The organism is Lentzea guizhouensis, assembly GCF_001701025.1.
Classification (GTDB): Bacteria; Actinomycetota; Actinomycetes; order Mycobacteriales; family Pseudonocardiaceae; genus Lentzea; species Lentzea guizhouensis.
On the sequence record NZ_CP016793.1, the window covers coordinates 4,693,880 to 4,715,526 of the forward strand.

Annotated in this window: 21 protein-coding genes and 1 pseudogene; 16 read left to right on the forward strand and 6 right to left on the reverse strand. The window is 70.3% G+C overall.

Translation table 11 applies throughout. The annotated features are described in order from the left end of the window. The 3 genes from hisH to priA are packed head-to-tail and all read left to right on the forward strand — an operon-like array spanning position 1 to position 2,908. Entirely contained in the window at positions 1-639 is a 639-nt protein-coding gene (gene hisH, locus BBK82_RS23285) for an imidazole glycerol phosphate synthase subunit HisH (protein WP_065916895.1), read from the forward strand. Further along, complete coding sequence (locus tag BBK82_RS23290) at positions 636-2,180, forward strand: hypothetical protein (RefSeq protein WP_065916896.1); 1,545 nt, start codon at positions 636-638, stop codon at positions 2,178-2,180. Before hisH ends, BBK82_RS23290 begins: the two co-directional genes overlap by 4 nt. Continuing rightward, positions 2,177-2,908, forward strand: coding sequence for a bifunctional 1-(5-phosphoribosyl)-5-((5-phosphoribosylamino)methylideneamino)imidazole-4-carboxamide isomerase/phosphoribosylanthranilate isomerase PriA (gene priA / locus BBK82_RS23295; RefSeq protein WP_065916897.1), 732 nt, complete (start codon positions 2,177-2,179; stop codon positions 2,906-2,908). Before BBK82_RS23290 ends, priA begins: the two co-directional genes overlap by 4 nt. Here the strand turns inward: priA and BBK82_RS23300 are convergent. Together BBK82_RS23300 and BBK82_RS23305 are read right to left on the reverse strand one after the other, a co-directional pair. Beyond that, positions 2,874-3,575, reverse strand: a complete 702-nt coding sequence (locus BBK82_RS23300; RefSeq protein WP_065916898.1) for a Clp protease N-terminal domain-containing protein — start codon at positions 3,573-3,575, stop codon at positions 2,874-2,876. The genes priA and BBK82_RS23300 overlap by 35 nt on opposite strands. Before the next feature lie 84 nt (positions 3,576-3,659). Next, a complete protein-coding gene (locus BBK82_RS23305; protein WP_065916899.1) occupies positions 3,660-4,034 on the reverse strand; it encodes a PPOX class F420-dependent oxidoreductase in 375 nt (124 codons plus the stop codon). Positions 4,035-4,079: 45 nt separating this feature from the next. On the opposite strand from BBK82_RS23305, the pseudogene hisF reads away from it, so the two are divergent. The 3 genes and pseudogenes from hisF to hisI all read left to right on the forward strand — a co-directional run bounded on the left by hisF (position 4,080) and on the right by hisI (position 5,548). Beyond that, positions 4,080-4,833: pseudogene (gene hisF / locus BBK82_RS23310) on the forward strand (imidazole glycerol phosphate synthase subunit HisF). Beyond that, a complete protein-coding gene (locus BBK82_RS23315) occupies positions 4,830-5,201 on the forward strand; it encodes a hypothetical protein (protein ID WP_065916900.1) in 372 nt (123 codons plus the stop codon). The pseudogene hisF and the gene BBK82_RS23315 overlap by 4 nt, the downstream one beginning before the upstream one ends. Next, complete coding sequence (gene hisI / locus BBK82_RS23320) at positions 5,198-5,548, forward strand: phosphoribosyl-AMP cyclohydrolase (RefSeq protein WP_065916901.1); 351 nt, start codon at positions 5,198-5,200, stop codon at positions 5,546-5,548. Before BBK82_RS23315 ends, hisI begins: the two co-directional genes overlap by 4 nt. Before the next feature lie 3 nt (positions 5,549-5,551). Here hisI and BBK82_RS23325 read toward each other — a convergent pair whose 3' ends face one another. Both BBK82_RS23325 and BBK82_RS23330 read right to left on the reverse strand, forming a co-directional pair. Continuing rightward, on the reverse strand, positions 5,552-7,942 hold the full coding sequence (locus BBK82_RS23325; protein ID WP_065916902.1) for a hypothetical protein: 2,391 nt from the start codon (positions 7,940-7,942) through the stop codon (positions 5,552-5,554). A 117-nt stretch (positions 7,943-8,059) separates the two neighbouring features. Beyond that, positions 8,060-8,677: a TetR/AcrR family transcriptional regulator gene (locus BBK82_RS23330; RefSeq protein ID WP_065916903.1), complete on the reverse strand. Its 618-nt coding sequence runs from the start codon at positions 8,675-8,677 to the stop codon at positions 8,060-8,062. Positions 8,678-8,715: 38 nt separating this feature from the next. Here BBK82_RS23330 and BBK82_RS23335 point away from each other — a divergent pair, with 38 nt between their 5' ends. The 6 genes from BBK82_RS23335 (at position 8,716) to BBK82_RS23360 (ending at position 14,419) form a co-directional block, all read left to right on the forward strand. Beyond that, positions 8,716-10,257, forward strand: coding sequence for an anthranilate synthase component I (locus BBK82_RS23335; protein WP_065916904.1), 1,542 nt, complete (start codon positions 8,716-8,718; stop codon positions 10,255-10,257). Between the two features lie 19 nt (positions 10,258-10,276). Continuing rightward, positions 10,277-10,672 (forward strand): Trp biosynthesis-associated membrane protein, encoded by a 396-nt coding sequence (locus BBK82_RS23340; protein WP_065916905.1) that lies wholly within the window; start codon positions 10,277-10,279, stop codon positions 10,670-10,672. Positions 10,673-10,804: 132 nt separating this feature from the next. Further along, complete coding sequence (gene trpC / locus BBK82_RS23345; RefSeq protein WP_065916906.1) at positions 10,805-11,614, forward strand: indole-3-glycerol phosphate synthase TrpC; 810 nt, start codon at positions 10,805-10,807, stop codon at positions 11,612-11,614. A gap of 32 nt (positions 11,615-11,646) precedes the next feature. After that, a complete protein-coding gene (trpB, locus tag BBK82_RS23350; RefSeq protein WP_065916907.1) occupies positions 11,647-12,867 on the forward strand; it encodes a tryptophan synthase subunit beta in 1,221 nt (406 codons plus the stop codon). After that, the gene (trpA, locus tag BBK82_RS23355) at positions 12,867-13,655 is read left to right on the forward strand and encodes a tryptophan synthase subunit alpha (protein WP_065916908.1); all 789 of its coding nucleotides are present in this window, start codon (positions 12,867-12,869) and stop codon (positions 13,653-13,655) included. Before trpB ends, trpA begins: the two co-directional genes overlap by 1 nt. 191 nt (positions 13,656-13,846) lie before the next feature. Continuing rightward, positions 13,847-14,419 carry a Uma2 family endonuclease gene (locus tag BBK82_RS23360; RefSeq protein WP_065916909.1) on the forward strand — a complete coding sequence of 191 codons (573 nt, stop codon included), beginning with the start codon at positions 13,847-13,849 and terminating at the stop codon, positions 14,417-14,419. On the opposite strand, the gene BBK82_RS23365 is transcribed toward BBK82_RS23360, so the two are convergent. Beyond that, a complete protein-coding gene (locus BBK82_RS23365; protein ID WP_065916910.1) occupies positions 14,416-15,564 on the reverse strand; it encodes an FAD-dependent monooxygenase in 1,149 nt (382 codons plus the stop codon). The two genes, BBK82_RS23360 and BBK82_RS23365, sit on opposite strands and share 4 nt — an antisense overlap. Before the next feature lie 154 nt (positions 15,565-15,718). On the opposite strand from BBK82_RS23365, the gene lgt reads away from it, so the two are divergent. The 3 genes from lgt (at position 15,719) to BBK82_RS23380 (ending at position 19,006) form a co-directional block, all read left to right on the forward strand. After that, positions 15,719-16,732 carry a prolipoprotein diacylglyceryl transferase gene (gene lgt / locus BBK82_RS23370; RefSeq protein ID WP_065921292.1) on the forward strand — a complete coding sequence of 338 codons (1,014 nt, stop codon included), beginning with the start codon at positions 15,719-15,721 and terminating at the stop codon, positions 16,730-16,732. A gap of 4 nt (positions 16,733-16,736) precedes the next feature. Beyond that, a complete protein-coding gene (locus BBK82_RS23375) occupies positions 16,737-17,399 on the forward strand; it encodes a response regulator transcription factor (RefSeq protein WP_065916911.1) in 663 nt (220 codons plus the stop codon). A 260-nt stretch (positions 17,400-17,659) separates the two neighbouring features. Beyond that, complete coding sequence (locus BBK82_RS23380) at positions 17,660-19,006, forward strand: sensor histidine kinase (protein WP_065916912.1); 1,347 nt, start codon at positions 17,660-17,662, stop codon at positions 19,004-19,006. A gap of 10 nt (positions 19,007-19,016) precedes the next feature. Here BBK82_RS23380 and BBK82_RS23385 read toward each other — a convergent pair whose 3' ends face one another. Beyond that, positions 19,017-19,919: a TAXI family TRAP transporter solute-binding subunit gene (locus tag BBK82_RS23385; RefSeq protein ID WP_083268106.1), complete on the reverse strand. Its 903-nt coding sequence runs from the start codon at positions 19,917-19,919 to the stop codon at positions 19,017-19,019. Between the two features lie 114 nt (positions 19,920-20,033). Here BBK82_RS23385 and dctA point away from each other — a divergent pair, with 114 nt between their 5' ends. After that, entirely contained in the window at positions 20,034-21,392 is a 1,359-nt protein-coding gene (gene dctA / locus BBK82_RS23390; RefSeq protein ID WP_065916913.1) for a C4-dicarboxylate transporter DctA, read from the forward strand. Positions 21,393-21,647 lie beyond the last annotated feature (255 nt).

Here is a 21,647-nt window from a genome sequence, read left to right on the forward strand (position 1 = left end):
GTGGCACCTCGCGTCGTCGTACTCGACTATGGCTCCGGCAACCTGCGCTCCGCCGAGCGCGCGCTCCAGCGGGTCGGCGCCCATGTCGAGGTGACCGCGGACCCCAAGGCCGCGAAGGACGCCGACGGGCTCGTCGTGCCCGGTGTCGGGGCCTACGCGGCGTGCATGGAGGGCCTCAACTCGGTGCGCGGGGCGCGGATCATCGGCGAGCGGCTGGCCGGTGGGCGGCCGGTGCTCGGGATCTGCGTGGGCATGCAGATCCTGTTCGAGCGCGGCATCGAGCACGGGGTGCTGACCGAGGGCTGCGGCGAGTGGCCGGGCACCGTCGAGCGGCTGGACGCGCCGATCGTGCCGCACATGGGGTGGAACACCGTCCGCACGCCGGAGGGGTCCAAGCTCTTCGCGGGCCTGGACGAGGACACCCGGTTCTACTTCGTGCACTCCTACGGCGTGCGCAAGTGGGAGCTGGAACCGGCCGAGCACATCCGCCCGCCGCTGGTGACGTGGGCCGACCACGCCGGGGACGAGTTCGTGGCCGCGGTCGAGAACGGGCCGCTGTGGGCGACCCAGTTCCACCCGGAGAAGTCCGGCGATGCCGGGGCACAGCTGCTGCGGAACTGGTTGACTGGCTTGTCGTGATCACACGACTGCTGACGGTGGCCGTTCTCACGGCCGCCGCTGTCGCCGTGCCTGGGGGCGCGAGCGCTGCACCGGCACCGTTCCACGACACCTTCACCGGCGCGGTCGACGCCGACCCCACGTACGGCCTCAACGACAACCTCGACCAACGCCAGGGCACCGGCGCGGTGACCTACAGCCGGGTGTCCGGCCGGTGGAACACCGGTGACGTGCCGCGGCCGTGGTACGCGCAGGTCAACCACCCGAGCCACCGCGGCACGCTGTCGATGCACCTCGGCACCACCGCCGTGCGGCTCGACGCGCCGTCCACCGGCAGCACGATCTCCGCCACGCTCACGCCCGTCGCCGGCGACCGCACGTCCGGCGACTGGTCGTCGATCGCGCTCAGCCGCAGCGCGAACAGCTGGGGATATGTGTCCAATCAGGACATCGACCTCGGCTTCCTGGTGCGTGCCAACGGAGGCGTGCAGGTCTTCCAACCCGGCCGTCCGGCCGTGACCCTGCCCGCTTTCGTGCCCGCGAAGGCCGACGGCTCGTTCGACGTCACGCTCACGCTCGGCGGTGACATGCTCGACCTCACCGTCAACGGCAAGCGCCGGGCGATCCGGCTGGGCACCGCGGTGCCGGCCGAGCGGCTGTGGGTCTACCTGGGGCGTTACTCCGACGACAACAGGACCGTCAGCCTCGTCGACGACCTGAAGATCGAGGCCCTCAACTCCGACGACCTGCGCAAGCGACCCGGCTCGAACCTGCGCTACTACGGGTACTTCGGCGCACGCCTGACCCAGGCCGGCGGCAACCACCTGCCGGAGGTCCGCGGCCGCAGCAACCTCAACTGGGTGCAGATCAGCGACTTCGACGCCTACCGCCCCGAGGTCCTGAACGACTGCGCGCCCGCCGGGTGCGTGGTCCACACCGGCAACGAGTTCTTCGACTGCGACGCGGCCGGCTGCCCGCTGTACCCGAACGCCACCGAACGCTGGCAGCGCCTCGCGGAGCACGTGCGGCCGCACCTCGACCGCGTGGCCGGGTTCGTGCTGCAGGACGAGCCGTTCCACCACGGCGCGAGCTTCGCGGACGTCGAGAACTCAGCCACGCAGATCAAGGACACCTTCCCGGACAAGAAGGTGATGCTGATCGAGGCCGGAATCCAGGTTGACGACGACTTCCAGGTGCCCGCCGCCGTCGACTGGGTCGGGTTCGACGAGTACTGCATCGGCTACGACGCGCTCGAAGCCCGCATGACGAAGCTCGAGGAACGCGCGCCCGGCAAGGAGCTGTTCCTGCTGCCGGAAGCAGCGCCCCAGCCGGGGTGCGGTGGCAGGACCGACGCCGACCTGGAAAGCACGCAGTACATGTACCTGGCGCTGGCGCAGCAGCACCCGCAGTTCGCCGGGATCATGGTCTTCGGGCCGTGGACGGGCGTCGGACCTGCCGCGACCGGGCCCGGCACGCCCGTTCCGGCGAAGTTCCCGCGGGCCACCGACGCCCAGGAGCGCGTCGCGGCCCTCGTGCTGGGGGACGCTAGGCTGAGCGGGTGACGTTCACACTCCTCCCCGCTGTTGACGTGGCCGACGGTCGTGCCGTTCGCCTCGTGCAGGGCGAAGCCGGTACCGAGACGAACTACGGCGAGCCGCTGGACGCGGCCCTGCAGTGGCAGCGCGACGGGGCGGAGTGGGTGCATCTGGTCGACCTGGACGCCGCCTTCGGGCGTGGCTCGAACCGCGAGCTGCTGGCGCGCGTGATCGGCGAGCTGGACGTGCGCGTGGAGCTCTCCGGTGGCATCCGCGACGACGCGTCGCTGGAGGCCGCGCTGGCCACGGGGTGTGCGCGGGTGAACCTCGGCACCGCGGCGCTGGAGGACCCGGAGTGGTGCGCGAAGGCCATCGCCCGCTACGGCGACAAGATCGCCGTGGGCCTCGACGTCCGCATCACCGAACAGGGCCACCGGGTCAAGGGCCGCGGCTGGACCTCCGACGGCGGTGACCTGTGGGAGGTGCTCGACCGGCTCGACCGCGACGGCTGCTCGCGGTACGTGGTCACCGACGTGTCGAAGGACGGCACGCTCACCGGCCCGAACGTGGACCTGCTGGCCGAGGTCTGCGCCCGCACCGACGCACCGGTCGTCGCCTCGGGCGGTGTGTCCAGTGTGGACGACCTGGTGGCGCTGGCGAAGCTGTCCCGCGACGGCGTGGAGGGCGCGATCATCGGCAAGGCCCTGTACGCCGGTGCTTTCACGCTCCCGGAAGCGCTGGCCGCGGTTCGTTGACGATCTGCTGGACGTGAGCGGCCGCGGCGGCGTGCGTGACGCCGGTGGCGTTGAGCACGGCGGCCGCGGTCCCTTCTTCCACGAGCAGCGCGCCGAGCAGGATGTGCTCGGTGCCGATGAACATGTGGCCCAGCCGCAACGCCTCACGCACCGCGAGCTCCAAGGCCTTCTTGCAGTGCGTCGTGTAGGGCTGCTTGTCGGGGCGCTGCTTGGCTTCCTTGTCCAACCGGTGCAGCACGGCGAGGCGCGTGCTGCCGTCACCGGCTTCCAGCTTCGCGATCGTCTTCGCCGCGAGCCCGCCCGACTCGTCCAGCAGACCGAGCAGCAGGTGCTCGGTGCCGATCCGCTCGCTGAACCGCGCGTGGTGGCGCGCCAACGCGATCACACGCCGGCTGCGCTGGGTGTAGCGGTCCATCGACGGCTTCGTGAGCTCCGGCGACTCCCTCGGCACGAACCGCTTCTGCGCCGCCTGCTTGGTGACGCCCATGCTCTCGCCGATCTCCGCCCAGCTCAGGCCCTCGCGCCGCGCCGCGTCGACGAAGTGGCCGACCAGGTGGTCGCCGAGCTCGCTCAGCTGCCCGCTCAGCTCGACGGCCCTGGTCAGCTTGCCCAGCACGTCGTCGGCCTCGCCCTCGACCGCGGCGATGAGATCGGGCAACTGGATCATGCGTCAACTGTAGGTTGACGGCTTGCGGACGGTCAACCTCGGGTTGACGTTCCGGTACGGTGTTTCAGGCGGCTGCGGGCGGATTCAGGCGGCGGTGATCTCGATGCCGATCGTGCCGGTGCGGCCGCGGCGCAGCTTGCTGCCCGTCACCGTGAGCCAGCCGGAGATCCCGTACTTCTTCGCGATCTTGGCCCGGACCAGGTCGCTCGCGTCGTCGTCGAGCAGCCGCGCCCGCGCCTTCACCGACTCGCCCTTGGGGTCGCCCTTGAAGTTGCACGCGCCGACCTCCACGTCGCCGCTGCGCCGGATCCGCTTGACCTTGCCGGTGTCCTTGGCGCTCCACGCGTAGATCACGCCGTTGTCGCCGGGCACCACCCAGACCGGGGTGGGCACGGCCGTGCCGTCCTTGCGGAACGTCGTCAGCAGCAGGTACTGGCCCTCGCCGAGTTCGGTGATCATGGTGTCCCAGCGTAGTCCCGATGCGCGGCTTGTAGGCTTTCGCGCATGTCGGTCGCTGTCCGTGTCATCCCCTGTCTCGACGTCGACCGGGGCCGGGTGGTGAAGGGCGTCAACTTCACCAACCTCGTCGACGCGGGCGACCCCGTCGAGCTCGCCAGGGCGTATGACGCCGAGGGTGCCGACGAGCTGACGTTCCTGGACGTCACCGCGTCGAGCGGCGACCGGGAGACGACCTACGACGTGGTGCGCCGCACAGCCGAGCAGGTGTTCATCCCGCTCACGGTCGGCGGTGGTGTGCGCAGCCCGGAGGACGTGAACAGGCTGCTGCGCGCCGGCGCGGACAAGGTCAGCCTCAACACCGCCGCGATCGCGCGGCCCGAGCTGCTGCGCGAGTGCTCGCAACGCTATGGCGCGCAGTGCATCGTGCTGTCGGTGGACGCGCGGCGCGTGCCGGGCGGGACCGGGTTCGAGGTCACCACGCACGGCGGCCGCACCGGCACGGGCATCGACGCGGTCGAGTGGGCGGCGCGCGGCCAGGAGCTGGGCGTCGGCGAGATCCTGCTGAACTCGATGGACGCCGACGGCACCAAGGCCGGCTTCGACCTGGAGCTGATCGAGCTGGTGCGCCGCGAGGTCGACGTGCCGCTGATCGCGAGCGGCGGCGCCGGCGCGGTCGGCACTTCCGCCGCGGTCGGCCGGTGCGGACGCGGTGCTCGCGGCCAGCGTGTTCCACTTCGGACAGCTGCGCATCGGCGAGGTGAAGGACGGCCTGCGGCACGCGGGCGTGGTCGTGCGATGACCACCCGGCGGAGGTCGCCGGAGGTGCTGGTGTCGGCGGCGGTGGCGTTCGGCGGCGCGCTGGTGTTCTTCGTCATCGGCCTGGTGCTGTGGCGCGCGAGCGGCGACGCGGACGTGCTGAAGCTGCCGTCGTTCCTCGCACTCGTCGAACTGCCGGTCGCCGCCTGCCTGCTGCTGGGCCTGCGGTTCGTGCACTACCCGGCGATGGTCGCGTTCGTGCTCGTCGCCGTGCTGCACCTGGTGATCGTGCTCGCCGACGGTCCGGTGTGGGCCCGTGTCGCGTCCGGCGTGCTGTCCGCCGTGCACATCTACGGAGTGGTTCTGCTCAACACCGGACCCGCTCGTGAACAACTCGGAGGTCCCCGTTGAGCAGCCCGCTCGATCCCGCCGTCTCCGCGCGTCTCAAGCGCACCCCGGACGGCCTCGTCTGCGCGGTCGCCCAGCAACGCGGCACCGGCGAGGTGCTGATGGTGGCGTGGATGGACGACGAGGCGCTGCACCGCACGCTGACCACGCGCCGCGCGACCTACTACTCGCGCAGCCGCCAGCAGCTGTGGGTGAAGGGTGAGACGTCCGGGCACACCCAGTACGTGCACGAGGTGCGGCTGGACTGCGACGGCGACACGTTGCTGCTCGTGGTGGACCAGGTGGGCGCGGCGTGCCACACGGGGGACCGCACCTGCTTCGACGCCACGGTGCTGCTCGCCGACGCATGACCGTTAGGCGCGCGGATGCAGCCTGGCCCGGAAGCCGGCGAGGGTGTCCCGGGCCAGCGGTATGTCGACCGACATGTGCTGGCGGATCCGCGCGAGCATGACGACCCCGTTCACCTCCTCCTCGTCAGGTCTGGTCGATGTGCTCACGACAGGTTCGAGGAGGGCCGTCGGGTCGCACTCGTCGTGCAGAACCTCGATGAGGGTCAGGCAGAACAGCAGGTAGCAGGCGGCCTCCGCGCGGAGGTTCTCCACCTCGGTCCGCGGAGGGCCTGCTGACTCCGGCCAGATGTGCAGCGCCAACTCCTCCAGTTCGTAGTGCTCGATCGTGGCGACCTCCTGCAGGTCGCTGATCAACGAGTGGGGCTGCCCGGGATCGTCTTCTTCGGTTCGACTGGACCGTCTTGCGGTGTGCACGAACGCGCGAACTTTGAGCGCCAGGTCGTGGAACACCAACGCGCGGGTCATGGCGCCAAGTCGCGTGTGTTCGGTGTTGAGGTCGTGCAACACGATCGCGACCCGCCCCAGGTCTCTCGGCAAGCCGCCGGAAAGGCAGTGGCACAACCACACGAAGGGCTCGGGGATACCCAGAGCGCGTTGTGCGAGCCAAGTTCGGGACTGCTCCAGTGTGAACGGCCTGACGTGGATCATCGAGGTGAACGCGCTGTCGAAGGCGTCTCGCGCCGGCATGCCGCGACGTTCGAACGCGGTCAGCGCGTCGTCGGACACCGACACGAGGAACAGGCAGTGCTCGACGCCGAAGATCCCCTTGATCTCGTTGAGGAACCGGTGCGCGTCGTCGGGGTCGGCGATCTTGTCCAGTTCGTCGATCCCCACGACGATCCCGCTGAGCCCGATCGGCTCCACCTCCAGCACCTCGACGACGAGCTCGAGGAAGTCCCGCAGGCGCTGCACCACCTCGGGGTGCGTCCAGGGTTGTTCTGTCCGCGCCAGCGACCTGCTCACACCGAGATCGGTGCCCCGCGGCCCGCTCACCTTGCCCGACCAGCCTTCGGTGTGAGTCTGCAGGAAGCGGTTGCGGCGCAAGTGCTGTTCGGCGATCTTCCGCAGCGCCGTGTGATCCGGGTGTGGACGCACCCGACCGATCCTGCTGCGGATCAGCCGCCACAGCATGACCACCGTCCCAGCGCAGACCGGCCACACGAGCCTGCGCAACAAGGTCACCAAGGCCGCTGTCACCAGGACCGAGCACAGCACCGCGACAGCGTGCTGCCAGCTCAGCTGGCGCAGCTGCTCAGCAGGACGGGCGCGCACGTCCAGCGCGAACTGGACAACGGTCTGCCACGCGGCGCCGACGTCGGCGAGCTGGTGCCAAGGTCGTTGCCAGGTCACTGCGGCGGTTCCCACCGCTGATCCGAGCAGCAACGCCGCACGCACGAACCCTCGCGCAACGTCCGCCAGCGCTGCGCGGAACCGGTGCACGCGGTGCAGACGGTCCCATTCGCGCCGGCTCTCGGACCCACGCGACTCGCGCGGGCCGGCCAGAAGGTCCAGCACCTTCTGGCAGACCTGGCTGTGGATGTGCAGCACGAAGTCCCTGGCGTCGTAACGCACGGGTGCGCTGGTCAGGACACCGAGCATCGGCCCGCGGGAGTGGGCGGTGAACTCGTTGCGAACGGCACGCTCGATGATGGTCGACTTCCCGGCACCGCGGGCCCCGGCGAGCCCGACCGCTCCCGGCATCGACCTGTTGACCTCGCGGGCGCACGCTTTCACTGCGGCTGTCCGCACAAGAGGGCCGTAGCCGGAAGGCAACGTCAGACCGCTGGCGTCACGGAGCTTCAGCTCCACGGCGAGCATCGGCGTGGTCTGCCGGTGCAGCCACTCCCGGAGCTCGGGGACGAGGACGTCGACCTTGAGGTGCTGCCGCTGGTCCCACCACTTGGCCGGGAATCCCGCCATCAGCCTGAGGTGGTCCAGCGCCCAGCGGAGCCAGCTCCGGACGCTGGGGGTGAGCCCGAGCCGCATGAGCACCCAGACCACGCAGGCGACCACCCCCGTGCCGACCCACCCCACGACGGCCGGCAGCCAAGATCCCAAGAGCAGCAGCACGACGATCCAGGCGATCGCGAGCCCGGCGGCGACGCGCACCATCCGGTCCTGCACCGGCGTGACGACCTGATCTTCGGGCTGCAGCTCGGGCTCCTGGGCCCGGTGCGCTGCCAGGGCCCGGCGGCCCTTCTCCAGCAGCGCGTACGCCCTGCGGGCTCCAGCCAGCACGATCGGGTCCCTCGCCACGTCGTGGGGCACCCGCCACGGCTTCAACGCGAGGCGTCTGATCTCTTGGGCGAACTCGGGGCGTTGCACGAGTCGGTGGAGGATGGACTCCATGTCCCGGCGCAACCACGACTCGGTGGTGCTGTCCTGCTTCGCCATCGAACCCCCGGCGCCCGTTCGTCACCAAACGGCCATGGTTGCGAAACTTGGACCGGTGAACGGGGGAACTGCGACTCACCACCCGTCTGGAGCAGGTCGCCGCTGTCGGACGGCGGCTCAGGACCCGCTCAGGTCACCCGTCAGGTACCGCTGCATGTTCGGCGCGATCGCCGACACCACCGTCTCCATGTCCGCCGACGCCAGAGGCTCGAACCGCACCACGTACCGCACGATCCCCAGCCCCACCATCTGCGTGGCGCACAACGTCGCCCGCAGGTCGCGGTCCTGCGCGCCGATCTCGGTCAGCAGGTTCTTGAAGATCGCGTTGATGAAGAACGACCGCAGGGCGTTCGCGACCTCCTGGTGGCTGGTGACGCTGCGGATCAGGGCCGCGAAGGTGCCGCCGCCGGTGGCGTCCCAGACGGTGACGAAGGTGCGGATGATGCGTTCGCCCGCCTCGTCGACCGGGCCGTCGAGCAGGCGGCGGAGGATCTCGGCCGGGTCGAAGGGGAGCTGCAGGACGGACTGGGCGAAGAGGCCCTCCTTGCCGCCGAACCAGTGGTTGACCATCGCGGCGTCGACGCCGGCGCGGGCGGCGATCGCGCGGACCGTGGCGCCGTCGTAGCCCTTCTCGACGAACGTCTCGCGGGCGGCGGCGAGCAGTGCGGCCCTGGTGTCCTCGCCCGCGGCGCGGCGGCCTCGCCGTTTCTGGTTCACTTGGTCCACGGGAGCCATAGTTCAACAGTTGTTGAATTTATGCAACAATTGGTGGCATGGTGAGCGTCATCGGGGCTGTGGCCGCCGCTGGACTGGGGGCCGTGAGTCCCACGCGTGAGGAGTTCCGCGAGCTGGCGGTGAACCGCCGGGTCATCCCGGTCGTGCGCAGGCTGCTGGCCGATGCGGAGACGCCGGTCGGGCTCTACCGCAAGCTCGCGGCGGACCGGCCGGGCACGTTCCTCTTCGAGTCCGCGGAGAACGGGCGCTCGTGGTCGCGCTGGTCGTTCATCGGCGTGCGGTCCTCGGCGGCGCTGACCGCCAACGGTGGTGAGGCCTACTGGACCGGCACGCGGCCGGTCGGGCTGCCCGACGGTGGTGACCCGCTGCTGGCGTTGCGCGAGACCATCGAGGTGCTGCGCACCGACCCGTTGCCCGGCATGCCCCCGCTGACCGGTGGCATGGTCGGCTACATCGGCTACGACGCGGTGCGCAGGCTGGAACGGCTGCCGAGCATCGCCGAGGACGACCTGCAGCTGCCCGAGCTGGTCATGCTGCTCGCGACCGACCTGGCCGCGCTCGACCACCACGAGGGCACGGTCACGCTCATCGCGAACGCGATCAACTGGGACGACTCGCCGGAGAACGTCGACGCCGCCTACGAGGACGCGGTGCGGCGGCTGGACGAGATGACCGAGGCGCTGCACACGCCCGCGCCGCCGACCGCGGCCGTGTTCTCCCGGCCCAAGCCCGAGTTCCGCCGCCGGCGTTCGCAGGCCGAGCACTTCGCGGCCGTCGAGAAGGCCAAGGAGGCCATCCGGGCGGGTGAGGCGTTCCAGGTCGTGGTGTCGCAGCGGTTCGAGATCGAGACCGACGCCGACGCGCTCGACATCTACCGGGTGCTGCGCGCGACGAACCCCAGCCCGTACATGTACCTGCTGCGCCTGGAGGGCTTCGACATCGTGGGCTCCAGCCCCGAGTCGCTGGTCACCGTGCGCGACGGCAAGGCGACTACCCACCCGATCGCGGGCACCCGCTGGCGCAGCGAGGACCCGGAGGAGGACGCCCTGCTGGAGAAGGACCTGCTGGCCGACCACAAGGAACGCGCCGAGCACCTGATGCTCGTCGACCTCGGCCGCAACGACCTGGGCCGGGTCTGCAAGCCGGGCTCGGTGCACGTGGTCGACTTCTTCAAGGTCGAGCGGTACAGCCACGTCATGCACATCGTGTCGACCGTGACCGGTGAGCTGGCCGAGGGCAAGACGGCCTACGACGCCGTCGCCGCCTGCTTCCCGGCCGGCACGCTCTCCGGTGCGCCCAAGCCGCGCGCGATGGAGCTCATCGAGGAGCTGGAGCCCACCCGGCGCGGCCTCTACGGCGGCGTGGTCGGCTACTTCGACTTCGCCGGTGACGCGGACACCGCCATCGCGATCCGGACCGCGCTTGTGCGGAACGGCGTCGCATATGTGCAGGCGGGCGGGGGCATCGTGGCCGACTCGGACCCGCTGGCCGAGGACAACGAGTGCCTGAACAAGGCGGGCGCGGTGCTGGCCGCGATCGCGACCGCCCAGACGATGAAGCCCGCTGTTGACGGTCGGTAGCCGTCCACTGTGGATCGCCGTGCTCCTGCTGGTGGGCGCGGCGGGTGCCTTCTGGGGTGCGGACCTGGTCCCGGTCGCGCTGCTGAGCCTCGCCGCGGTGGCGGCGGCCGTCGCGACGAGCGGCGTGGCCAGGCGCGTGCTCGGGGCGTTGCTGGTCGTCGTGGGCGTCACGGCGGCGTTCGGCGGTCACTGGCTCGCGATCGCCGGCGGCGTGCTCGTGGCCGCCGCCGGTGCGGTCCAGGTGTTCTTCGGCGCCCGCATGCCGAAGATCGGGATGGGTGGGCAGAAAGCCCGCGTGCAGGACCCCGAGAAGGACATGTGGCGCGCGTTGGAACGGGGCGACGACCCGACCGACGGTCCGGCCGGTGGGTCGACTGACGGTAGGGGCTCGGCCCGGACTGACACTGACGAGTGAAGATCATCCATTGGCATTCGTGCATGTGACAGGCGAATGGCCACGGCTAGCTGCGTGGACACGGAACCCCCGGTGGCCGGGGCGTTACTCCGGCGGGGTTAGCATCCCCACAGCGGGAAGGGGAGCAAGACTGTGACGGTTCTCGAATCGATCCTCGAAGGTGTGCGTGAGGATCTCGCCGCTCGCGAGGCGCAGTTGTCCTTCGACGTCGTGAAGGAGCGCGCGGCCAAGACCGCCCCTCCACTCGATGTGATGTCGGTGCTGCGTGGTCCGAACGTCGGCGTCATCGCCGAGGTCAAGCGCAAGAGCCCGTCGAAGGGCGCGCTGGCGGAGATCCCGGAGCCGGCCGAGCTCGCGGCGGCCTACGAGGCCGGTGGCGCCTCGGTGATCAGCGTGCTGACCGAGCAGCGGCGCTTCGGCGGGTCGCTCGCCGACTTCGACGCGGTGCGCAGAGCGGTGAAGATCCCCTTGCTGCGCAAGGACTTCATCGTGTCGCCGTACCAGGTGCACGAGGCGCGCATGCGCGGTGCGGACATGGTGCTGCTGATCGTGGCGGCGCTGGAGCAGAACGCGCTGGCGTCGTTGCTCGACCGGGTGGAGTCGCTCGGCATGACGGCGCTCGTCGAGGTGCACACGGCCGAGGAGGCCGACCGGGCGCTGGAGGTGGGGTCGTCGGTCATCGGCGTCAACGCCCGCAACCTCCACACGCTGGAGGTCGACAAGGACGTTTTCGGCCGGATCGCGCCGGGGCTACCCTTCGAGACGATCAAGGTCGCCGAGTCGGGCGTGACCGGGCCCGGCGACCTGATGTCCTACGCGGGGGCGGGCGCCGACGCGGTGCTCGTCGGCGAGAGCCTGGTGACCAGCGGCGACCCCAAGGCCGCCGTGAACAAGCTCGTGACCGCCGGTTCGCACCCGGCGTGCCCGAGGCCGAGCCGGTAACGCACTGCCAACAGCGCTAGAGGAGCTACCCGATGGGCCAGTTCACGCCCACGCCGCACGATCCCGACGCACGTGGCCACTTCGGCCCGTGGGGTGGCCGGTTCGTCCCGGAGGCCCTGATCGCGGCGGTGGACGAGCTGGCAGCGGAGTACGACAAGGCGCGGCTCGACCCGGAGTTCGTGAACGAGTTCAAGCGCCTGCTCAGGGACTTCGCGGGCCGCCCGTCGCTGCTGACCGAGGCCCCGAAGTTCGCCGAGCACGCGGGCACGCGGGTGTTCCTCAAGCGCGAGGACCTCAACCACACCGGCTCGCACAAGATCAACAACGTGCTCGGCCAGGCGCTGCTCACCAAGCGCATGGGCAAGAAGCGCGTGATCGCCGAGACCGGCGCGGGCCAGCACGGCGTGGCGACGGCGACGGCGTGCGCGCTGCTCGGCCTCGACTGCGTCGTCTACATGGGCGAGGTCGACACCGAGCGGCAGGCGCTCAACGTCGCCCGCATGCGCCTGCTGGGCGCCGAGGTCATCCCGGTGAAGTCCGGCTCGCGCACGCTGAAGGACGCGATCAACGAGGCGTTGCGCGACTGGGTCACCAACGTCGACGAGACCCACTACCTGCTCGGCACCGCCGCGGGCCCGCACCCGTTCCCGCTGCTCGTGCGCGACTTCCACCGCGTCATCGGCATCGAGGCGCGTGAGCAGGTCCTGGAGAAGGCCGGCCGGCTGCCCGACGCCGTCGTCGCCTGCGTCGGTGGCGGCTCGAACGCGATCGGCATCTTCCACGGCTTCATCGACGACACCGACGTGCGCCTGGTCGGCGTGGAGCCCGGCGGTTCGGGCCTCGACTCGGGCAGCCACGGCGCGACGCTGACCGCCGGCACGCCCGGTTCGCTGCACGGCGCGATGTCGTACGTCATGCAGGACGAGGACGGCCAGATCACCGAGGCCCACTCGATCTCCGCGGGCCTCGACTACCCCGGTGTCGGCCCGGAGCACTCGCACCTCAAGGACATCGGCCGCGCCGAGTACTTCCCGGTCACCGACGCCGAGGCGATGGAGGCGTTCGCCCTGCTCTCGCGCACCGAGGGCATCATCCCGGCGATCGAGTCCTCGCACGCGCTGGCCGGCGCGCTGAAGCTCGGCCCGTCGCTCGGACCGGACGGCCTGCTGGTCGTGAACCTCTCGGGGCGCGGCGACAAGGACATGGACACGGCCGTGAAGTACTTCGGCCTCGCTGACGGGGGACAGGCCTGATGTCGTTGTCCGACGTGTTTTCGGTCGCGCGCGCCGAGTCGCGGGCCGCGTTGATCGGCTACCTGCCCGCGGGCTACCCCACCGTCGAGGGCTCGAAGGAGCACCTCAAGGCGATGGTCGAGGCCGGCTGCGACCTGGTCGAGGTCGGTCTGCCGTTCTCCGACCCGGTGATGGACGGCCCGACCATCCAGGCCGCCGCCGAGCAGGCGCGTCGTGAGGGCTTCCGGGTGCGCGACCTGTTCGACGTGGTGTCCGCGGTGGCCTCCGCAGGTGGGCGCGCGGTCGTGATGACGTACTGGAACCCGGTGCTGCGCTACGGCGTGGACGCGTTCGCCCGCGACCTGGCCGCCGCCGGTGGGCTCGGGCTGATCACGCCGGACCTGGTGCCGGACGAGGCCTCCGACTGGATGGCGGCCTCCGAGGCGCACGGCCTGGACCGGATCTTCCTGGTGGCGCCGTCGTCGACCGAGGAACGCATCGCGATGACCGCTCAGGCGTCGTCCGGCTTCCTCTACGCGACCGCCGTCATGGGCGTCACGGGTGCCCGCGACGTGGTGTCGTCCGCTGCTCCCGAGCTGGTCGCGCGGGTCCGCGAGCACACGTCGATCCCGGTCGGGGTCGGGCTGGGTGTGCGGAACGGGGCGCAGGCCGCCGAGATCGCCGGGTTCGCGGACGGGGTGATCGTCGGGTCGGCGTTCGTGTCGGCCGTCGCCGAGGGTGACGGTGCCGTGCGCGCGTTGGCGGCGGATCTCGCGAAGGGCGTGCGGTCGGCCGCGGCCACCGTCTGAGCGCTTGGAGTTCGCCCAACCGGTTGACCTGATTTCGAACGCCTGATCGATCGGGTGAACTTGGGTCGGGTGGGCGCCAAAGCCCCTTTTGCTGTCGGTGGGAGCTGCCATCGTGGCGGCATGCACAAGCCAGTTACCCGCTCGACGTGCCACACTGGTGCGAACCGGGCGGTTATCGGAGGTGATGCCCAGTGGCGGCTCCAGCTGAGGCCAAGGCCGACTTCCTGCTGCCCGTCCATGAAGGCCCGTGGACGATGGAGGATGTCCTCGCACTGCCGGAGGACCACAGTCAACGCATCGAGCTCGTCGATGGGATGCTCCTGGTGAGCCCGCTGGGCAGTTACTCGCACCAGCGCTTGGTGGGCAGGGCGTTTGCAGCGCTGAACGGTGCGTGTCCCAAGGAGTTCGAAGCCACTGTCGAGCTGAACGTCGAGCTGTCCACCGGTCGGTTGGTGATCCCGGACTTCACGGTGGTCGAGCCGTGCGATGCCGGCGTGACCTTCCCGGTCGAGAACGTACTGCTCGTCGGCGAGGTGCTCTCCAAGAGCACGCGGATGGCTGACCTGGTGACCAAACGGCTGCTGTACGCGGAAGCTCGGGTGTCCTATTACCTGATCATCGATCCGGTGCCCGGCGCTCCGGTGGCCACGTTGTACTTGCGCGACGACAGGCCCGAGTACCACGAGGTCGCGCGCAGTGTGAACGGCGTGCTCACGTTCGAGCCCCCGTTCCCGTTCCCCGCCACCATCGACCTGAACGTCTAGCCGTACAACCACTCCAGCCGTTCGTGCAGGTCAGCCACGCCCCACGCGGCGAACATCGCGTCACGGGCCGCAGCAGCCTCCCCGGCTGGGTGGTAGACCTCTCGACCCATCGACCGTGACGCGTGGTGGACGCGCGCCGTTCGCTCCCGACGCTGAGCGACATAACGCGCAAATGAGCCGACCACGTCACGGGGGTCGAAGGCCGAGGTAAGGCAGACGGCGTCCTCCAACGCCTGACAGGCGCCTTGAGCGGCGTACTGCAGCACGGGGTGGGCGGCATCGCCGAGCAGCACGACCCGTGAGTCCTGCCAGTCGGTGATCGGTGCGCGGTCGCACAGCACCCAGGCCCGCCACTCGTCGGCCAGTTCCATCACCCGCCGCGCGTCCGGGCACAGGGGCGTGAAGTGCTTCATCACGTCGGCGTGCTCGACGGGGACGCCGGTCATGGGCTCGGTGGCGGCGTTGTCGGTGGTGGCGACGAGGTTGACGTACCGGCCGCCGGCGATGACGTACCAGACCACGTGGTAGTGCGGGCCGGCCCAGAGCGTGACGACGTTCTCCTTGAGCTCGGCGGGCACGGCGGGGGCGGGGATGACCGCGCGGAAGGTGGTGTGGCCGGAGACGGTCGGGTCGCCGTCGCCGACGAGCTGGCGGCGGACGGCGGAGCGCAGGCCGTCGGCGCCGATCAGCGCGGAGCCGGAGACCAGATCGCCTGAGCGCAGCACGGCGGTCACCCCGGAGGCGTCCTGCGTGTAGGCGGTCACGCCGCTGTTCGGGCGCAGGTCGATCAGCTCGTGGTTCTGGCAGGCGTCGAGCAACGGCGTCAGCACGTCGTTGCGGTGCACGACGGCGTAGGTGCCGAACCGCGTCCGGAAGGTCTCGTCCAACGGCAGAGAAGCCACCACACGGCCAGAGACACCACACCGCAAACGCAACTCGTCGACGTGCACGGCCCGTGAGCGCACCACGGGACCGACGCCCAGGGAATCGAGCATCCGGAAGCCGTTCGGACCGACCTGGATGCCGGCGCCGATCTCCTCGAACACGGCCGCCGCCTCGAGCACCGTCACGCGCTGTCCGGCGGTGGCGAGACCGAGTGCCGTCGCCAGGCCACCGATACCGCCGCCGACCACCAGGACCGTCATGTCAGACCTTCCGAGAGGCGTCACAGGCCGCGTCCGAGTATCTCGGCCGGGCGATCATGCAACCCCTACTTGTGGCCACGAACCCCCTGTGTCAGGTAACGATCGAGCGTCCCCACGGAGGGCTCACGGCGTCACCGGTACGGTGGGCGGCGTGTTGAACGGGTTGAACTCCGTCGTGCTGGCCACGATTCCGAGCCCCGACCGCGGTGTCTGGTACCTCGGTCCGCTCCCCATCCGTGCTTACGCGCTGTGCATCATCGCGGGCATCATCGTCGCCATCTGGTGGGGTGAGCGCCGCTGGGTCGAGCGCGGGGGCATCAAGGGCGAGGTGACCGACATCGCCGTGTGGGCGGTGCCGTTCGGTCTCGTGGGTGGCCGGCTGTACCACGTCATCACGGACAATCAGAAGTACTTCGGGCCGGGCAAGAACCCGCTCGCGGCGCTGGAGATCTGGAACGGTGGCCTCGGCATCTGGGGCGCCATCGCCCTCGGTGCGGTCGGTGCCTGGATCGGCTGCCGGCGCAAGGGCATCCCGCTGCCCGCGATGGCGGACGCGCTCGCGCCCGGCATCGTCGTGGCGCAGGCCATCGGCCGCCTCGGCAACTACTTCAACCAGGAGCTCTTCGGCGCGGAGACCACGCTGCCGTGGGGCCTGGAGATCTACCGCCGGTTCACGCCGGACGGCAGTGAGGACATGCTCGCGGGCGTCGCGACCGACCACACGCCGATCCAGGTCGTGCACCCGACGTTCCTCTACGAGCTGCTGTGGAACCTCGGTGTCGCCGCGTTGATCGTGTGGGCCGACCGCCGGTTCCGCCTCGGCCACGGCCGGGTGTTCGCGCTGTACGTCGCCGGCTACACCGCGGGCCGGTTCTGGATCGAGCTCATGCGCACCGACGAGGCGACGCTGGTGTTCGGCCAGCGGGTCAACGTGTGGGTGTCGGTGCTGGTCTTCCTCGGTGCGGTCGCCTACTTCGTGATCGCGAAGTCGCGTGGCCCGCGCGAGGACGTCGCGGCGCTGCGGGGCACCGGCGAGCCCGGGACCGATGCCGACGGCACCACGCCGGCCGAAGCCGACGCCGAGACCGCTGCCGACACCGGCACCGAGGTCAAGGCGGCTGGCAAGGACAAGAGCGGCTCCCCGGCGGAGTCGGTCAAACCGGAGTGACCGAGTGCGCGTGCTCGTCGTCGAGGATGACGACCGGGTGGCCAGGGGCCTGCTGACCGCGTTGCGGCATGCGGGTTACGAGGTGCACCGGGTGGCCACGGCCGCCGACGCCCTGAAGGCGGCGCCCGCCGACGTGGTGCTGCTCGACCTCGGCCTGCCCGACGGCGACGGCCTGGACGTGCTGCGCGAGCTGCGGCACCGTCCGGGCACCGCGGTGATCACGGTGACCGCGCGTGGCGAGGAACGTGAACGCGTCCTGGGCCTGCGCGCGGGCGCCGACGACTACGTGGTGAAACCGTTCGGCACCTCCGAGCTGCTCGCCCGCATCGAGGCCGTGCTGCGCCGCACCCGCACCCACCGCGCGGAGCCCGAGGCGGAGGCCCCGGTCCAGGTGGGCACGCTGAGCATCTCCGCGCCCACCCGCGTCGCGACGCTCGACGGCACGCCGCTGGCGCTCACCCGCAAGGAGTTCGACCTCCTCGCCCTGCTCGCGACCAGGGCGGGCGAGGTGGTCAGCCGCGACTTCATCGTCGACCAGGTGTGGCAGGCGCACTGGGAAGCGCCGTCCCGCACGCTCGACACCCACATCGCGGCGCTGCGGGGCAAGCTCGGCACCCACGTGAAGATCGAGACGGTGCGAGGCGTCGGTTACCGCCTGGCCACCTAGCGTCGCGGCCTGAAACGTTGACGGTGAACCCACGCTCAGCAGGGCACCTCGTGGTGCCGCCCCCGCACCCCCATACCGCCAGTATGAGGGCGCGGGGGCGGCACCACGATGCACCCGTCTGACCGCGAGTTCGCACGGCAACGTTTCACGCCGCGACGCTACGTGACTTCAGGAACACGGCACTGCGGGGTGTCACCGCGGTACCGGATGATGAACGCCGTGAGGTGCCCGATGCGACGACCGACCCGTGACGGCGGCTGATGCTGCGCCGACTCCTCGTCATCACCGTCCCGCTGCTCGTCGCACTCGTCGCCGCGCTCGGCATCCCGCTCGCCTCCGCCGTGGTGCAGCGCGAGACCCAGAGCACCTACCTCGACCGGCTCGGGGACGCCAGCCGGTTCGCCTCGCTCGCGGAGAGCGCGCTGCAGTCGGACCGCACCGAGCTGCTGCGCGACGAGTTCAACCGGTACGACGACGTCTACGGCATCACGGTGGCGCTGGTCAGCGCCGACCGCAGTGTGCTGATCACCTCCCGGGGCGGCTTCGATCCCCACGCCGACCTGGTGGAGGGTGGTCTGAGCGCGGCGCTGTCCGGCTACTCGCCGCCTGCCGGGTACTCGGGCTGGCCGTGGCGGACCGACCCGATGGTGGTGGTCGAGCCGGTCGGGCGGGACAGCGAGGTGGTGGCGGCGGTCGTCACGATCTCGCCGACCGGGGCGTTGCGCGGTGAGGTGCTGCGGCAGTGGGGCCTGATGGCGCTGGCCGGGCTCGCGCCCATGCTGGCGGTGGTCGCGGCGGCGTGGCCGATGTCGCGGTGGGTGCTGCGGCCGGTGCGCAGGCTCGACGAGGCCACGGCGGCGGTGGCGCAGGGCAACCTCGACGTGCGGGCGGACGAGGTCGGCGGGCCGCCGGAGCTGCGCCGGCTCGCACGCAGCTTCAACACCATGGTCGACGTCGTCGGCAGGGCCCTGAACAGGCAGAAGGCGTTCGTCGCCGACGCCTCGCACCAGCTGCGCAACCCCCTGGCCAGCCTGCGGCTCGCCGTCGACAACCTCGAGCCGCACGTGAGCGGCGAGCACGCGCGGGAAGCCCACCAGATCGCGGTCGACGAGGCCGAGGAGATGGGCCGGGTGCTCGACACGCTGCTCGCCGCCACCCGCCTCGACAGCGCCCGCGACACCGAACCCGTCGAGATCGACCAGCTCCTGGCCACGCACCGGGCGGGCTGGCAGGCCCTCGCGGCCAGGTCCGGGGTCGAGCTCAAGATCACCGTGCCGCCCGGCCTCACCATGCAGGAACCGCCCGGCGGCCTGGGCAGCGTGCTCGACGAGCTGGTCAGCAACGCCATCCGGCTCGCCAACGCCTCCGAGGTCGTGGTCAGCGGCGCCAAGGGCGAGCTGCACGTGACCGACAACGGTGACGGGCTCAGCGCGGAGGAACGCGAGCACGCCCTGCAGAGGTTCTGGCGGGCGACCAAGCACCAGAACGTGCCCGGCACCGGCATGGGCCTCGCCATCTGCGCCGAGCTGATCGAGTCCGCGGGCGGCACCCTCACGCTGCACGACGCCGGCCCCGGCCTCGACGTGAAGGTCAGCCTCAGCGCGTGAGGAGGACCGGTCAGCGCTTGACCTCGCGGAACCACCGCATCGCACCCTCGTGCAACGGCACCTCGCCGGTCGCGATGCCGGTCCGCACGTTGATCCGCGACGCCTCCGGGTGCCCCTCCACGATCCGCGCGGTCTCGGTGAACACCGTCCGCGTCACCACCTCGACCACGTCCGCGCTCAGCGACTCGTGCGCGAGCAGCAGGTTCGGCACCGCGAACGTGTGACAGGCGGGGATCGGGTTGTACACCGACTGGGGGATCGTCGCCGGGATGTACGGGCCGAGGAACTCGCGGTGGAGCCGCACCGCCTCGTCCTGCAGGTTGATCAACCGCACCTGGTCCTTGATGTCGTACACCGCGTCGGTGGGGATTCCGGTCAGCGCGAGCAACGCGTCCAGCGTGCCCGCCGCGAGCCGGCGCGATGCCTCGGCGTGCCCCATGCGTTCGTCCAAAGCGGACTCTTCGCCGAGGTGCTGCAGCAGCCGCCGCCCGGTGAACTCGGTGCCGGAACCCACCGGTCCCAGCGAGATCCGCTTGCCGGCCAGGTCTTTCAACGACTCGATCGACGACTCCTTGCGCACCGCGATCTGCATGAAGCTGTCGTAGAGCCGCCCCACCGCGCGCACGCTGCCCGGCCGTTCGATCGCGTCCAAAGAGGACAGTGCGAGGTCGGCCCTCCCGGCGGCCAGCAGCTGGAGGTTCTCCACCGACGCGCCGGTCGGCTGGGCGACCACCTCGGTGTCCGGGAGCTTCTCCGCCAGCACCTGCGCGAGAGCGGACCCGATCTCGCGGAACACCGCGCCGTCCGGGCCGGTGGCGAGAACGAGCCGCGGGGGTGCTTCGACCCTCTGCCGGGTGCACCCGGCGAGAGCGAGTGCACCCCCTAGCAGAAGAGTGCGACGGCTGAGCGACACCGGCAAAGACTAACCGTTACGTCAGGGCTGTCTGAAGTTTCCGGATCGCGCCTTGTCGCTGGTCGTGGCGCGGCTCACCCTCACTACCCAACGCGAAGTGTTCGAGGAGGAACCGTGGCGACCACCACCACAGGCCGCAAACCGATCTACAAGCACCTGTACTTCTGGGTGCTGGTCTCCATCGTGCTGGGCGCCGCGGTCGGGTTCCTGTTCCCGAAACAGGCGTCCGAGATGAAGTGGCTCGCCGACCTGTTCGTGAACCTGGTCAAGGTCGTCATCGCACCGACGATCTTCGCCACCATCATCGTCGGCATCGCCGGGCTGGGGAACCTCGCCAAGGCGGGCGGCCTGGCCCTGCGGACGATCCTCTACTTCACCGCGATGACCACGGTGGCGCTCGCCATCGGCCTCGTCGTCGTGAACATCGTGCAGCCGGGTCACCACGGCGGTGAGATCGAGCTGAACGCCAGTGCGGCGGACAAGACGCTGAAGGACGCGTCGAGCGCGGAGACCGGCATCACCGGCTTCATCCTGAGCCTCGTGCCGAAGTCGTTCGTCAGCGCCTTCACCGACGGTCAGCTGATCCAGGTGCTCGTGGTCGCGATCCTCGTGGCCGTCGCGGTCGCCGGCATGGGCGAGCGCGGTGCCAAGGTCGTCTCCGCGATGGAAACGCTCTCCAAGGTGATGTTCGGCATCATCAAGATCGTCATGTACGTCGCGCCGATCGGTGCCTTCGGCGGCATCGCCTACACCGTCGGCAAGTTCGGCGGCAGCGTGCTCGGCAAGCTGCTGTGGCTGATGGGCTCGTTCTACGCCACCTGCATCGTGTTCGTCGTGGTGGTGCTCGGCATCGTCGCGAAGGTCGCGGGCTTCAGCCTCTTCAAGTTCCTGCGCTACATCAAGGACGAGATCCTGATCGTGCTCGGCACCTCGTCGTCCGAGTCGGTGCTGCCGCGCATGATGGTCAAGCTGGAGGCGGCGGGCGCGCAGAAGTCGGTCGTCGGCCTCACCATCCCGACTGGCTACTCGTTCAACCTCGACGGCACCTGCATCTACCTGACCATGGGCGCGATCTTCATCGCCCAGGCCACGGGCCACGACGTGTCGATCGGCGTCCAGATCGGTCTGCTGCTGTTCATGCTGATCGCGTCCAAGGGCGCGGCGGGCGTCACCGGTGCCGGCCTGGTCACCCTGGCGGCCTCGCTGCAGGCGTTCGAGGCCCACAGCGCCATCCCGGCCGTCGGCATCGCGCTCATCGTCGGCATCGACCGGTTCATGTCCGAGGCCCGCGCCATCACCAACGTCATCGGCAACGGTGTCGGCTCGCTCGTGGTCGCCGCCTGGCAGAAGGCGCTCGACAAGGACCGCCTGACCGAGGTGCTGAACAACCCCGACAGCGTCGACGTCGACGACCTGCTGGCCAAGCAGACCGGCGCGGACGACGACAAGAAGGAGCCGGTCGCGGCTCACTGAGCGTCCGTGGCCGGAGGTGCCCACCCGCCTCCGGCCACGTGACCAGACGGCCGGAAACGACCCGCGAGGCTTCTCGAACGCCGAGGTCCCGGTCCTCCCGCAGGCAGCGCGGGAGGACCGGGAACTCGGTCTTTTGACCGTCAACAACCCCGACCGGGCAGAGTGGACGGTGACGCGTGAGCGTCCGCTAACTGAGACGCTGAGCCGCTGACCAGAGGGGACAAGGGGTCAACAGGCTGATCCCGTGCCAACGCG